13 protein-coding genes are annotated in these 13,730 nt (G+C 55.6%); all 13 read right to left on the reverse strand.

Annotation, left to right across the window (positions count from 1 at the left end; all coding sequences use genetic code 11):
* Nucleotide 1 precedes the first annotated feature (1 nt).
* The 13 genes from rpoE to C8273_RS07905 all read right to left on the reverse strand — a co-directional run bounded on the left by rpoE (nucleotide 2) and on the right by C8273_RS07905 (nucleotide 13,548).
* Nucleotides 2-331 carry a DNA-directed RNA polymerase subunit delta gene (gene rpoE / locus C8273_RS07845; RefSeq protein ID WP_106627178.1) on the reverse strand — a complete coding sequence of 110 codons (330 nt, stop codon included), beginning with the start codon at nucleotides 329-331 and terminating at the stop codon, nucleotides 2-4.
* Between the two features lie 26 nt (nucleotides 332-357).
* Nucleotides 358-2,016, reverse strand: a complete 1,659-nt coding sequence (argS, locus tag C8273_RS07850) for an arginine--tRNA ligase (protein WP_106627179.1) — start codon at nucleotides 2,014-2,016, stop codon at nucleotides 358-360.
* 16 nt (nucleotides 2,017-2,032) lie between these two features.
* A complete protein-coding gene (locus C8273_RS07855) occupies nucleotides 2,033-2,464 on the reverse strand; it encodes a DUF1934 domain-containing protein (RefSeq protein ID WP_106627180.1) in 432 nt (143 codons plus the stop codon).
* A 36-nt stretch (nucleotides 2,465-2,500) separates the two neighbouring features.
* Nucleotides 2,501-2,965, reverse strand: a complete 465-nt coding sequence (locus C8273_RS07860; protein WP_106627181.1) for a chemotaxis protein CheX — start codon at nucleotides 2,963-2,965, stop codon at nucleotides 2,501-2,503.
* Between the two features lie 3 nt (nucleotides 2,966-2,968).
* A complete protein-coding gene (locus tag C8273_RS07865) occupies nucleotides 2,969-3,832 on the reverse strand; it encodes a response regulator (RefSeq protein ID WP_106627182.1) in 864 nt (287 codons plus the stop codon).
* A 67-nt stretch (nucleotides 3,833-3,899) separates the two neighbouring features.
* Nucleotides 3,900-4,265, reverse strand: coding sequence for a VOC family protein (locus tag C8273_RS07870; RefSeq protein ID WP_106627183.1), 366 nt, complete (start codon nucleotides 4,263-4,265; stop codon nucleotides 3,900-3,902).
* A gap of 66 nt (nucleotides 4,266-4,331) precedes the next feature.
* Nucleotides 4,332-5,804, reverse strand: a complete 1,473-nt coding sequence (gene putP, locus C8273_RS07875; protein ID WP_106627184.1) for a sodium/proline symporter PutP — start codon at nucleotides 5,802-5,804, stop codon at nucleotides 4,332-4,334.
* A 136-nt stretch (nucleotides 5,805-5,940) separates the two neighbouring features.
* Entirely contained in the window at nucleotides 5,941-6,102 is a 162-nt protein-coding gene (locus C8273_RS07880) for a rubredoxin (protein ID WP_106627185.1), read from the reverse strand.
* Between the two features lie 145 nt (nucleotides 6,103-6,247).
* On the reverse strand, nucleotides 6,248-7,015 hold the full coding sequence (locus C8273_RS07885; RefSeq protein ID WP_106627186.1) for a response regulator transcription factor: 768 nt from the start codon (nucleotides 7,013-7,015) through the stop codon (nucleotides 6,248-6,250).
* Nucleotides 7,008-8,699: a cache domain-containing sensor histidine kinase gene (locus tag C8273_RS07890; protein ID WP_106627187.1), complete on the reverse strand. Its 1,692-nt coding sequence runs from the start codon at nucleotides 8,697-8,699 to the stop codon at nucleotides 7,008-7,010. The genes C8273_RS07885 and C8273_RS07890 overlap by 8 nt, the downstream gene beginning before the upstream one ends.
* Before the next feature lie 217 nt (nucleotides 8,700-8,916).
* On the reverse strand, nucleotides 8,917-9,930 hold the full coding sequence (locus tag C8273_RS07895; RefSeq protein ID WP_106627188.1) for an ABC transporter substrate-binding protein: 1,014 nt from the start codon (nucleotides 9,928-9,930) through the stop codon (nucleotides 8,917-8,919).
* 117 nt (nucleotides 9,931-10,047) lie between these two features.
* The gene (uvrC, locus tag C8273_RS07900) at nucleotides 10,048-11,877 is read right to left on the reverse strand and encodes an excinuclease ABC subunit UvrC (protein WP_106627189.1); all 1,830 of its coding nucleotides are present in this window, start codon (nucleotides 11,875-11,877) and stop codon (nucleotides 10,048-10,050) included.
* Between the two features lie 3 nt (nucleotides 11,878-11,880).
* Complete coding sequence (locus C8273_RS07905) at nucleotides 11,881-13,548, reverse strand: 2-isopropylmalate synthase (protein ID WP_106627318.1); 1,668 nt, start codon at nucleotides 13,546-13,548, stop codon at nucleotides 11,881-11,883.
* Nucleotides 13,549-13,730: the final 182 nt, after the last annotated feature.

The following is a 13,730-nucleotide window of genomic DNA, read 5'->3' on the forward strand; positions in this document are numbered from 1 at the left end:
GTCAGTTCTGAATACTCTCGAGTTTCTTCTTGCGCGCCGCTTCCTTGGTGATTGCCGTCTTTGCCGACGTTCCCGACGAACGGGAAGAGGAACGCTTCACCTCGGGCGGAACCCACTCGGTCAGCCCCCACTTGCTCTCTCCCTCGTAGTGAAAGCGGCTGTCCATATTGATCATCGTATAGATCTCGGAGATCGCCTGCGACTGCGACTGCACGGGCTTATGCGTCACCTCAATGACCTCAAGGATCAGATCCTTATAGTGCAGCGGCGTCCCCTTCTGCATGAGAATGTGATAGGCGGCGTCCACTTCTGACATACGTTCAAAATCCATTAAGATACGCTCCTTTCAAGCAGCGGTTACATCTTCTCCGGTGCCGTGACTCCAAGTACGCCAAGGCTGTGGCGAATGACACGCCCCGTCGCAAGGACGAGGGCAAGGCGTGCGGAAGCAAGTCCCTCTTCCTGACCGACAATGCGGCACTGATTGTAAAACGAATGAAATACCCCCGCCAGTTCATGACTGTAGCGTGCAATGCGATGGGGTGCAAACTCCGCCGCTGCGCGCTCGATCTCCTCGGGATAGGCAGCGATCTTTTTGATCAGCGCGATCTCCGTTTCATCCGTCAGAAGTTCCAGTTCCGCGCCAAACTTCGCGGCAAGCCCCACCTCATCTGCCTGACGGAAGATGCTCGCGATACGCGCGTGTGCATACTGGATATAGTAGACGGGGTTTTCGTTGGACTTCTTCGTTGCAAGGTCGAGGTCAAAGTCGAGCTGGCTGTCCAGTGAGCGCATGAGGAAGAAGTAGCGTGCTGCGTCGACGCCGACCTCCTCCATCAGCTCGCGCAGCGTAACCGTTTCTCCCGTACGCTTGCTGAGCTTCACGAGCTGCCCATTGCGATAGAGGCTCACCATCTGCAGAAGCAGCACCGTCAGCGCTTCGGGATCGTGTCCGAGTGCCGCCATGGATGCTTTGACACGCGCCACATAGCCATGATGGTCAGCCCCCCAGATATTGATGAGCCGCCCGTAGCCGCGTCCATATTTATCATCATGATAGGCGATGTCCGCCGCAAGATAGGTCGGCACACCGCTCGCACGGAAGATGACGCGATCCTTGTCGTCTCCGTAGTCCGTCGAGCGCAGCCAGACGGCACCGTCCTTCTCATACGCCGTACCGCGCTCCAAAAGGATATCCACGACGCGGCGCACGGCGCCCGGATGCAGCGTGCGCTCACTGAACCAGCGATCAAACGTCACACCGAAATCCGCCAAATCGTCCTTGAGTGTAGCAAGTTTTTCACGATAGGCGACATCCTGAAATAGTTTTAGGCGTTCCTCCCCAGGCAGCGCAAGATACCTGTCCCCGTCGCGATCAATGATGCGCTGTGCTGTCTCCGTGATATCCGCACCATGGTAGCCGTTGTCGGGAAACTCCACCTCTTTGCCGAGCAGTTCCAGATAACGTGCATTCACAGACACGGCAAGCAGATTCATCTGATTGCCCGCATCGTTGACATAGTACTCGCTGTCGACGGCATAGCCAGCCGTACGCAGGAGCTTCACCAGGGCCGAACCGACAGCGGCTCCGCGCCCATGCCCGACGTGCAGCGGACCAGTTGGATTCGCACTGACGTATTCCACCTGAATGCACGGCGCATCCTTCGGCGGGAGCGTCCCATAGGCCTCCCCTGCGGCAAGGACGGCACGCAGGGTATCGGCAATCACCGCCTTCTTGAGGTAGAGATTGAGGAAGCCGGGACCTGCGACCTCTGCATGATCGAGCCAATCCCCCGTGAGGTGCTCCCGAATCGCCGCCGCAATCTTCTGTGGAGACTGCCGGAATACGCGCGCCGACTGCATCGCAAAATTCGTGGCAAAGTCGCCGAGCTTCTTTTCCGGCGGCTCCTCCAAAAGCACGGGGGGCAGTTCCGCCCCCTCCGGCAGCTGTCCCGCAGCCACCGCAGCCTCCACGGCACGTACGAGCGCCTGCTCAATCTGCTGTTTAATATCCACCTTTGCTACTTCTCCTTTACATCGGCTCGATTCGTATTTCCAATGTGTTATCGCTCTGCCGCACGCCATCCACATAGAGGGTATAGAAGATGTAGATCTCCTCCCTCCCATCCGGAAACGCGCGCATGCGGAGACGCCGCGTCATCGTCTTGATGAGAAATGTGCCGTATGGTGTGCGGTAGTTGCTCGTGCGCTCCTCTCCGGCGGCAAAGTGCTGCGTCCAGCGCACGACACCGCGACGCTGGAGCATAACACCCGCAGATGCGATGCGCAGCACCGACGGAATGATCGCGCCGTCAATCAACGTACCATCATCGTAACTGACATAACGGCTCTCACCACGCAAAAAACGCCGTCCGGTAACGGACAGCGCAATGCGGCTCTCCTCGCCCGCAGCGTCCACCTGTCTCCCATCAAGGAAGACACGCACCTGCTCTGCACCCTTCATCGAATGCTCCCTCCGATAAAAAGTGTTCTGCACGGTTTACATTTGATCGACGGCAATCGCCAGATCCACCATCTGATCGCTGAAACTCATCTCAACGACGAGATATTGTCCATCGCTGATCTTGACCTCAAAATCCTTGCCGACAGTCAGCGACGGCGTGGATATATCAACATCAAGTCCGAGTCCCGTAATATTCGTCGCAGTATGTGCTGTCAGCATATTGCTGAGTTCCGAGATCGCACTCTGCGCCATCTCATCGAACGTCTCTACGGGCATGCCCATCATCATCTGGGACGCGATAAAACGCGCTGTTTCCTCACTCATATTGTAGACAACATTCCCACGGATCTGCTTCGTAAAGCCGACCAGCATCGACACACCGAAACTCTTGACCCGTGATGAGGCCGCATAGAGTTTTGTACGTGTCGGTTCTGGGAAGCCCAGCATCGGCATGACCGTTGTAAAGGCATCCACAAAAGGATTGATCAGTTTTGCATCCATTGACTACTCTCCCTCTGCAAAGCCCACATTCATTCGTACCATTCCGATTGGCAGCTGTATACTAATACAGAACGTCGTCATACGGGGGCTGACAATATGCACCTGCGACCCGCGGATCGTGCCCGGCGGTGTGAGTCGCAGTTCCTTTCCATCAAGCACATTGTTGATCTTCGAGACAGCACGCCCCGCAAGAATGTTTGCGGCCTCCTCCACGGCATCCACAGCCTCGACATCATCGACTTCCTCTACCGTCGCACGCCCAAGCATATGCATCGCAAACAGCTTAATCACGGGTTCGTCCACATAGAGGATCGCACGTCCCGTCGTAAATCCCGTGATCCCGATGATCACCGCCGCACCGCTCACATCGAGCGAGCGCGCGTCATACGACTCGATCACGACTTCTCCCTCCATGCCGAGCAGCCCCATAAGTCCCTGCTGAAGCGCACGCCCAAACGGCTTGGCGTAGAGTTCACGAAAAAGCGTTTCCTGACTTGCAGACGACTCACAGATCAAGTGGAGCGTATCCACCAGATCGGGCTTCGATGCCGGCTTCTGCAAAAATGCGCGGATACCGATTGCCTTCCCCTGCACGATGAGGTTCAGATCCTTCATCGCACTGACCATCAAAATCTTCGCATTCGGATCCGTGGCGAGAATGCGTCTGCTGCATTCCAACCCATTGGTATCGGGCAGGTTCATATCCATCGTCACAAGATCCGGACGATGTTCTGTGTAGAGTTTCAATGCCTCCACCGCGTCTGCCGCCATACCGCAGACCTCGAAATCCGTATCCCGCAGATTCTCAGCAATCATCACGCGGCTGATCTTGGAATCATCCACGATCAGCACCCGTAATTTCCCCATACAAGTTCACCCTCTTTTAACGGACTATTTCATGTATCCCCTATTATACACGAAAGTATGTCTTTCGTCACATGTTTTTTGGCAAAACTTCAATCCAGTATCCATCCGGATCCTCGACAAAGTAAATCCCCATCTCTGAATTTTCGTAGCAGATAATGCCCATCTCTGCATGCTTTGCACGTGCCTCCTCATAATCATCCGTGTGAAGGGCGAGATGGAACTCCTTTTCCCCAAGGTTGTACGGCTCTGTGCGTACATCCAGATGGGTCAGTTCCAGCTCAAACTCCGTTGCACCGTCCCACAGATAAACGAGCGTAAAGCCATCTGCCTCGAGGCGCCGCTTCTCACGAAATCCAAACGCGCGCTCATAGAAGTCCATGCTGCGTGCAAGATCGAGCACATTAAAGTTCACATGCGTAAATGTAAATGCCATCGTATTCTCCTATTCAAGCCACATTATAGCACAAAAGTCCTAAACGTACGGTAACGAATGCAACATCTACTGCCGTTTCACGCGGTCAAAGAGATCCGTCACCGCCGGCGCTGGTTCACGATCCAATTTGCTGACCACATAGATGGCAAGCAGCCCGAACAGGAAGCCGGGCACGATCTCATAGAGGCCAAGCAGCGCAAACTGCTTCCAGACGAGAACGGTCACACCGCCCGTCACAATCCCTGCGAGCACGCCGCGCTCCGTCGTACGCCGCCAGAAGAGACACATGAGAAGCGCAGGACCAAACGAGGCACCAAAGCCCGCCCACGCATACGCCACCATATCGAGAATGAAATTATCCGGACTAAGGCCAAGATAGAGTGCCGCCGCTGCAATCAAGAGTACCGACAGGCGACTCACCCAGACCAACTCTACCTGCTGTGCGTGCGGGCGGAAACTGCGCCGATAGATGTCCTGCGCAAACGCCGATGCCGCAACGAGCAGCTGCGCGGATGCCGTACTCATGATTGCCGCGAGCACTGCCGCGAGAATCAGTCCTGCAATCACGGGTGGGAAAAGATCTCCCGCCATCGCGAGGAAGACCGTCTCCGCAGCCGTACCCTCAAGCGGAGTTTTCAGATAGACGGCTCCGACCATACCAACCAGAATGGCAGCAGAGAGAGAAATGACAACCCACGCCATCGCAATCCGCGTCGCCTGCGGCAGCTCCTGGGCATGGCGAATCGCCATAAAGCGTACAAGGATATGCGGCTGACCGAAATAACCAAGCCCCCATGCCATCAACGAGATAAACTCAATGAAACCGATCGTACTCCCGTCCACCTTCGTCAGCGGAGAAAAGAACGAGGCGTGCGCCGTGTAGATCATCTCTGCTGTCGCCCCGAATCCACCGAGCATCATCGCAGCGCCCACAGGAACTACGAGAATTGCAAAGAACATCATCACGCCCTGTATGAAGTCCGTACGCGATACGGCAAGGAAGCCTCCAACCAGTGTATAGAAGACAACCACGCCTGCGCCGGCAAAGAGCGCCGTCAGATAGGGCAGTTCGAAGATCGTCTGAAAAAGGCGACCCGCCGCTACAAATCCCGAAGACGTATAGAGGATGAAGAAGATCAGGATAAAGATCGCCGGCACAATGCGCAGTGCGCCCGATGTGGCAAAGAAGCGATTCTCAAAGAAATCCGGCAGCGTCAGTGAGTTATTCGCTAGTTCCGTATAGACACGCAGACGCGCTGCGATGAACTGCCAATTTGCCCACGTTCCAAGTGTAAGACCGAGGGCGATCCAGCCTGCGTTCAGCCCCGCAATGTACGCAAATCCGGGCAGCCCCATGAGCATCCAGCCCGACATATCCGACGCCTCGGCACTCATCGACGTCACCCACGCCCCAAGTTTTCGGTTGCCGAGAAAGTAATCGCTCATATTGCGCGTACGGCGGTAATAGTAAACGCCGATCCCCATCATCAAGAGCATATATACAACGAAGATAATGCTGATTTCAATTTGCTGTGCCAAAGACAAGTCCCCCAAAATAAAACAATATGTCGTTCATTATACGGGATTTTCCTCTGAAAAGCAAAACATTTGAGCAGATCATATAGGAGTATGAAAAAACCCCGCTGACGCGGGGCCAATCTTCAAAAACGCAGTGCTACTCCTGCTGCTCAAACAGCGTCTTGTCCACGCCGCAGAGCGGGCAGACGAAATCATCCGGCAGATCCTCGAACGCGACACCGGCAGCCAGATCATAATCGGCATCTCCTGCCGCCTCATCATAAACCCAGCCGCAAACCGTACAAACCCATGTCTTCATGGGAAGCCCTCCTTTAATATAATACACGTTTCAATATAATACACACAATGTATCGGGATATTTGACTCATGTTCAAATTACTACCCAATAACGATTATTATATTACAACATTTTTTTGTTTTTGACTAGGGGGTTTGCAAAATTTTTATAAATTTTTTCCGTGCCGATACTCCGTCGGTTTAACCCCCATGTGTTTCTGAAAAATTTTGCTGAAATAGCGCGTATCCTGATAGCCGCATGCCGCTGCAACCGCATAGATCTTCTCATCGCTCTCACGCAGCATCTGCCCCGCACGGCGCAGACGGCAATCCGTCAGATAGGAACTGAACGAGGTGCCGCAGCGTGCAAAGAGTTTGTGCAGGTAGCTGACGCTGAGGCCGAGTTCCTCCGCCACCTCGCGCACGGTAATCGGCTCTGCCATGTGTTCCTCCATGTGACGAACGGCATGAAGCAAATAGCCGCGAATCGGCTCCTCCTCGGGCAGATTCAGGTGGACGCAGCCGCCATCGGCACTGGCAACATCATGCAGGTGAAAGCGGCGCTCCTCGATATGATCTGCCGCAAGCCGCACGGCGGCGGCAAGCTCCTCATCATCAAGCGGCTTCAACAGGTAGGCGCATACGCCAAGTGAGATAGCCTGCTGAGCATACTCGAACTCGCTGTATCCGGAGAGAATGATATACTCCGCATCCAGCTCCTCGCGCAGCCGCGCGATCACGTCCAGTCCGGAGAGCCCCGGCATCTTGATATCCACAATGAGCACATCGGGGCGATGTTCGCGCGCGAGGAGAATCCCCTCCATGCCGCTGCCCGCCGCGCCAATCACCTCGGCACCAAAATCCTCCCACGGTGTCAGGCGCACAATGCCCTGCCGCTGCATGGGTTCATCATCGATAATAAGCACTTTAATCATAACGAGGAGCCTCCTCCCAGTACTTCAGCGTCAGTATTACCTCGGTTCCCTTCCCCTCTGTACTGTGCAGTGTAATCCCGCAGCCCGCATCTCCATTCAGAACAGCACGCGTATGCACATTATAAAGACCAAAATGATTATCATCCCGCCGCGCAAGCACTTCCTTCTGCCGTTCCTCTGATATCCCCTGTCCATTGTCCTTTACGCGAAAGATCAGGTGCTCCTCTTCCCGCACACCTGTGATTGTGATATGTCCGCCACTCTCCGTCATCTCAATCCCATGTTGGATGGCATTCTCGACAAGCGGCTGCAGAATCAGCTTCGGCACATAGCAGCCATAGACCGCAGCATTGACGCGTACCGTCACGCGCAGACGCCCCTCAAAACGGCACTGCTGAATCTTCAGATAGGTGCGGAGAAAGGTCAGCTCCTCCACCACCGGAACAAACTCCTTCATGCTCACCGAGGCGCGCAGAAGTTTCCCCAGCTGCACCGCAATATCCGCAGCGCCCTCACTGTCCCCGAGCTTTGCGCTCCACTTGATGAGGTTCAGCGTGTTATACATAAAGTGCGGTCGTATCATCTCCGTCAGCGACTTCACCTGCGCCACACGCAGCGTCCGCTCCCGCTCCCGATTCTCCGCCAGCAGCGTCCGTACGTGCGTGACAAGACTGTTGAACGTGAGCGCCAGCTCCCCGATCTCATCACCGCGCTGTGCATCCACCTGCACGGAGAAATCATCCTGACTGCGTACGCGCCGCATCGCCGTCGCAAGCGTATGCAGCGGCCGCCAGAGATGACGGCTCAAACGATAGGCAAGGTACGCCGTCACACTGAGTGCAACAGCATCCACCATGAGCACGAGGCGAAAGAGATAGTCAAGCGGAGCCGAGTCCAGCCGCTGCCGCAGGTGAACGGAAAAACCGGTATCCGGCGAGGAATACGCATAGTCGCGAAAGACAGACTCCGAGGCTCCCTCCTCAGGCGCTGAGAAAACCGTGGAAAACCCCTCGCGGTGATGGTCAAGCATATCCATCATCACATAGTTATAGCGATCCGTCAGAATGATCTGTCCCTCGTTGCCATCCTGCACGCGCTGAATCAGCGGGACGAGCGCCTCACGCCGCATATCTACGACGGCAAAGCCAAGAACCTCATCCCCCTGACGAATTGCGCGTGCCATCGAAAAGACCGTCTCCCTGCGATCCGCCTCATAGCGATCCGCCGAGGAGATCACCCAGTCCTGCGCGTTCACGGCACGCCCAAGCAGTCCCCAATGCAGATGCTCCGGCAGCCGGTAGTCACGCGGCAGATCGTCCGTTGCAACGACCCGGCTCCCATCCGCCGAGAGGAGATAGATCGCCGACTCGCCGGATCGTCCCGCGAGAATCGCATAGAGATCCCCGTAGATATGCTCCACATCCGAACGCTCACCACGGAGAAATGCAAGCATCTCGCTGCGTACGAGCAGCGGTGTCATCAGGCGTTCGTAGCTTCCGACAAGGTTGTCGATCTCACGCGAGATCCGCTGCACCTCTGCGCGTCCCCCTTTTGCCTGTGTATTTTCATAGACACTGTCCGCCGCATAGAGTATCATCACGGAGGCAAGCAGCAGGGGAAACAGCCCGCCGACAAAGAGATAGGCAAGCAAGCGACTCTGATAACTGATCCGATATCGTCCCATGAATGGCGCAACTCCTCCCCAGCCGCAAAAACACACGGCGGAAAACGAGTAAAACAAAAAGCCGCCCTTAATCTTCAGACTATAAAGAAAGAATACGGATAAATTTCATTTCTGTCAAGTAAAATCGTAAAAACATCGAAAAAGGAAAACCGCCACACAAAGTGACGGTCTTGGAAGGGGAAAATATGGGAATGGGGGGATGGGGGGAAATGGGGATTTATTTGATAACCGCCGCGCGCCATTTGCTTAGGAATTCGTCTCGAAAGGAGACGGCGCGCTGCGTATCAAACCAAGTGTAACGAATCTCCGAAAGTGGACGAAGATTCGCGGGTGCCGGTATGTCGGCACGCGTGGAGCGCCGTTCAAAATCGCCGAGGCGCTCATGAACCTGACGGCTCATCAAAAAGTTGAGAAATCGTTTTGCATTTTCAGCATGTGGTGCGTTCTTGATGATTGCAACACTCCCAGCGGAGACAGCCGTCCCCTCTTGAGGATAAACAATCTTGATATGTGCACCGCTTGCAATGTATTTGAGCACCGGCTCCTCGAACGTCGCTGTGACCGCATACTCTCCATCGGAGAGTGCCTTGATCTGCTCCGCCGAACTGCCAATGATGCGTCCATCCAAATTCTCCGCTACTGCCCCGATGATATTCGGATCTCCACCGAGGGCATCCATCATCGTCAGGAGCACGTCATAGGAGGATGTAGATTTCGCAGGATCCGCGAGTGCAATGCGCCCATGGAATTTCGGATCAAGGAGATCCCGCCACCCCTTCGGAGCATCCGCCTCACTCACGAGATCCGTGTTATAAGCAATGACGTAGGGATCCATGACCATGTTGTAGAACGCATCGTTCCTGCGCACAAACTCTGGGCGAATCGCAGATTTTTCAGGAGACACATAGGATTCCAAATAGGATTCAAGTGAAACGTAGGCATCCGCCGTACCACCCCAGATAATATCGCCATGCGGGCTTTCCTGCTCCGTACGCACACGCGCCATGAGTTCTCCGGAACTTCCGCTGACAAGCTGTACCTGTATGCCTGTCTGCTCCTGAAATTCTTTGGCGATCGGAGCTGTCCAGTCATCGGCATTACAGTTGTAAACAACAACGATATTCTCTTCTGTCTGTTGGGTCTGCGCCGTATCGCCGCAGGCGAGAAGCAAGAGGCTCACGGTGAGAAGAAGCGTCGCACCCCATATCTGCATACGCTGAAAGATGATCATCGTGCGACACCTCCTCAATGAGATGTCATCAATTTCAAATCTTTTTGATTATTATAAAATAATCTGAACTTCCATGCAATCATACAGTTCGTCAATTTTGGGGGAGAATCCTATCTTCTATTGTTTTCCACGAAGTTCGCGCTGTGCTTCAAAGAAATGGAAGACCGCCTCCGCCGAAGGGCGATTCATTCCGGTGACAGAGGCGAGTTCATCGACCGAAGCCGCCTTGATTTTCTCCAACGTCCCAAAGTGCGACCACAGATTTTGTCGTCTCTTTGGACCAACGCCAACGATATGATCCAATACAGAAACGAGATTCCGCTTGCCGCGCAGCTTGCGATGAAAGGTGATGGCAAAGCGGTGCGCCTCGTCGCGAATGCGCTGAATGAGGTAGAGCGATTGACTGCGGCGCGGCAGTTCCACCGGCTCGGAATTGCCCTCGGTAAAGACGAGCTCAAACTGCTTGGCGAGTCCAACGACAGGCACATCCTTATGCCCCGCCTCGTTTCGGATGATCTCAAGCGCGGAGGAGAGCTGCCCCTTGCCGCCGTCAATGATAATGAGATCGGGCAGTTCATCCTCCGGCAGTCCGACGTAGCGACGCGTCGTTACCTCGCGCATGGAAAGGAAGTCATCGGGCTTGCCCTCGGCACTCCTGATCTTGAAGCGGCGGTAGTCCGACTTCTTCGGCATGCCGCCTTCGAATACGACCATCGAGGCGACGGTCTCCTGCCCCTGATTGTGTGAGATATCGAAGCACTCCATGCGATACGGCGGTCTCTTGAGTCCAAGATAGCGCCCGAGTTCCTCGACCGCGCCGAGTGTCTGCTCGTCTGCAAGACTGCGACGCGTTTCCTCGTCCGCGAGGAATTTTTCCGCGTTCCCCGTTGCCATCACGACAATATCGCGCTTCGTACCGCGCTGCGGTGTGAGGAGCGCGACCTTTCCCCCACCCTTCTTCTCCGCAAGCCAGCGTTCGATGATCTCCTGCCCCACCGCATCAATCGTATGCGGCAGCAGCACTTCGCGCGGGACAAACGTCGCCTGATTGTAATACTGTTCGAGAAATGCGCGCAGAATGTCCGCATCGCTCTCCTCCTCACTCCCGCGCAGGAGAAAATGCTCGCGCCCGATCATCTTACCGCCGCGGATGAAGAAGATCTGCACACAGACCCCCGCCGCAGACCGTGCCATGCCAATCGCGTCCTGATCGCCCGCGCCCGTCACGATGTTCTGCCGCTCCGCCGCCTTGCGCACTGCAGTGAGCTGGTCGCGCAGGCGCGCCGCCGTCTCGAAGTGATAGGCTTCTGCTGCAAGCGTCATACGGTGCTCCAGCTCGCGCTCCACATCATCCGTCCGCCCCTCAAGGAAGAGCAGAACGGCGCGGATCATTGCGCGGTAGTCCTCCTCCGTCACCTTCCCCACGCAGGGCGCGAGGCAGCGCTTGATGTGGTACTCCAGACAGGGGCGGTCGGGCATCGTCCGGCACGTACGCAGAGGAAAAAGGCGCTTCAGGAGCTTCAAGCTGTCCCGCAGCGCCGTCACATTCGTATAGGGGCCGAAGTAGCGCGCTCCATCACGCAGCACACGCCGCGTGATGAAGACGCGCGGATATTCCTCCTGCACCGTCACTTTTACGTATGGATAACTCTTATCGTCCTTTAGCCTGATATTGTAGCGGGGACGATGTTTCTTGATTAGGTTCGCTTCCAAAATCAAGGATTCGACTTCGTTTGCGGTCATGATCGTCTCGAAGTCGGCGATGTGCGAGACCATCGCCCGCACCTTCGGAGCTTGATTTCGGCTGCTCTGGAAATACTGCCGCACGCGGTTCTTGAGGACGATTGCCTTGCCCACGTAGATGATCTTCCCGCGCGCGTCCTTCATGAGATAGACCCCCGGCGAATCGGGCAGCAGTTTCAGCTTTTCGGCAACGAGGTCTGTCACGTTTCAGTGTCCTGCCTTCATCCGATTGATCGCACTAAAGAGAGCAAGGATGGACGAGGTGATGATATCCGTGTCCAGTCCCGCGCCCCAGTGGACATTGCCGTCCTCGTCCGTGATGCTGATGTAGGAAATGGCGCGTGAGGTCTGACCGATCTCAAGTGCGTGCTCGCTGTACGTCAGGTTCGTGTAGCGGAGTCCGAGATTCGCCTGCAGCGCATTCGAGATTGCATCAAGGCGTCCGTTGCCGCGCGCCTCATACGTGCGTTCCTCGCCGTCCACCTTGAGGTGAACATCGCCCATGCGTGTACCGTCCGGCTGTTTTTTCAAATGGAAATCCAAAAGCTCGAACGGGAAAGTGATATTGACGTATGTATCTGTAAAGACCTTATAGATTTCATCCGGCAGGAGTTCCTTGTGTCCACTGTCGGAGACAGACTTCACACGATAGCTGAGATCCTCGCGCATCTTCTTCGGCATGCTGATGCCGTACTGCTGCTCCATGATGTAGCCGACACCGCCTCTGCCCGACTGGCTGTTGATACGAATGACATCGCCGTCGTATGTGCGCCCGATATCCTTCGGGTCGATGTAGAGGTATGGCAGTGACCAGTGCTTCGGCTTGTTCTCCTCCCAGTGCTTCATGCCCTTGGCGATGGCGTCTTGATGAGAGCCGGAGAACGCAGCAAAGACAAGCGCACCGGAGTATGGCTGACGCGGATTGACCTGCATCCGTGTCACCTGCTCATAGACCTCGACGAGGTGTGGGATATCGGAGAAATCAAGCTTCGGGTCGACGCCGAGCGCGAACATATTCATCGCGACCGTAATGATGTCGACGTTGCCCGTGCGCTCCCCGTTGCCGAAGAGCGTGCCCTCAACGCGGTCTGCGCCCGCGAGCAGCCCCATCTCCGCATCTGCCACGCCGCAGCCGCGGTCATTGTGCGGGTGAAGGGAGAGAACGACGCTGTCACGATACTTCAAGCGTTCGTTAACATAGGCGATCTGCATACCGTAGACATGCGGCATCGACATCTGCACGGTCGAAGGCAGATTGATGATCGCCTTGCGGTCGGGGGTCGGCTGCCATACATCGAGAACGGCATTGCAGACCTCAAGCGCATACTCCGGCTCCGTGCCCGTGAAGCTTTCGGGCGAGTATTCAAACCGATAGTTCGCTCCCGCCTCCTCCGTCAGCTTCTTGAGGAGCTTCGCGCCGTCCACGGCAATCTGAAGGATCTCCTCCTTCGAGCGTGCAAAGACCTGCTCACGCTGTGCCGCAGATGTGGGGTTGTAGACGTGCACAATCGCGTTCTTCACGCCGCGCAGCGCATCGAACGTCTTTCGGATGATATGCTCACGTGCCTGCGTCAGCACCTGTACGGTCACATCATCGGGGATGAGATTGTCATCGACGAGGCGGCGCAGGAACTCGTACTCCGTCTCCGACGCAGCAGGGAAGCCAACCTCGATTTCCTTGAATCCCACACGCACGAGAAGATCGAAAAATGCCAGCTTCTCGTCCATGCTCATTGGGATGATGAGCGCCTGATTACCGTCGCGCAGATCGACCGAGCACCAGATCGGCGCCTTGTCGGGTGCGTCCTTGCGCAGCCAGTCCAGACGGATCTCGGGCGGCATATAGTATCCCTTGGTGTACTTCGTGTGATTCATGATCGTTCCCCCCGCATAAAAAATTCCCATATTGGGTCTACGTCAAATGTTACGGACGCGCGAGCTCCTCGCAGACCCCTCGTTACGCAAGCGGTCGGGCACTTATCTGCCTAAATACCTGCGGATTTCAAACGCGCTTCGCTTGGACGGTCAAAATCCGCAGGGGACAGAACGTGCCCTCT

The sequence above is a fragment of the Candidatus Centipeda massiliensis genome (genome assembly GCF_900290285.1).
GTDB classification, from domain to species: domain Bacteria; phylum Bacillota; class Negativicutes; order Selenomonadales; family Selenomonadaceae; genus Centipeda; species Centipeda massiliensis.

Coding starts and splice junctions, on each gene's coding strand:
- C8273_RS07905 (WP_106627318.1), bottom strand. CDS start 13,548: ATGAATCACACGAAGTACACCAAGGGATACTATATGCCGCCCGAGATC.
- rpoE (WP_106627178.1), bottom strand. CDS start 331: ATGGATTTTGAACGTATGTCAGAAGTGGACGCCGCCTATCACATTCTC.
- C8273_RS07885 (WP_106627186.1), bottom strand. CDS start 7,015: ATGATTAAAGTGCTTATTATCGATGATGAACCCATGCAGCGGCAGGGC.
- C8273_RS07855 (WP_106627180.1), bottom strand. CDS start 2,464: ATGAAGGGTGCAGAGCAGGTGCGTGTCTTCCTTGATGGGAGACAGGTG.
- C8273_RS07895 (WP_106627188.1), bottom strand. CDS start 9,930: ATGATCATCTTTCAGCGTATGCAGATATGGGGTGCGACGCTTCTTCTC.
- C8273_RS07880 (WP_106627185.1), bottom strand. CDS start 6,102: ATGAAGACATGGGTTTGTACGGTTTGCGGCTGGGTTTATGATGAGGCG.
- C8273_RS07860 (WP_106627181.1), bottom strand. CDS start 2,965: ATGGATGCAAAACTGATCAATCCTTTTGTGGATGCCTTTACAACGGTC.
- C8273_RS07890 (WP_106627187.1), bottom strand. CDS start 8,699: ATGGGACGATATCGGATCAGTTATCAGAGTCGCTTGCTTGCCTATCTC.
- C8273_RS07870 (WP_106627183.1), bottom strand. CDS start 4,265: ATGGCATTTACATTTACGCATGTGAACTTTAATGTGCTCGATCTTGCA.
- C8273_RS07865 (WP_106627182.1), bottom strand. CDS start 3,832: ATGGGGAAATTACGGGTGCTGATCGTGGATGATTCCAAGATCAGCCGC.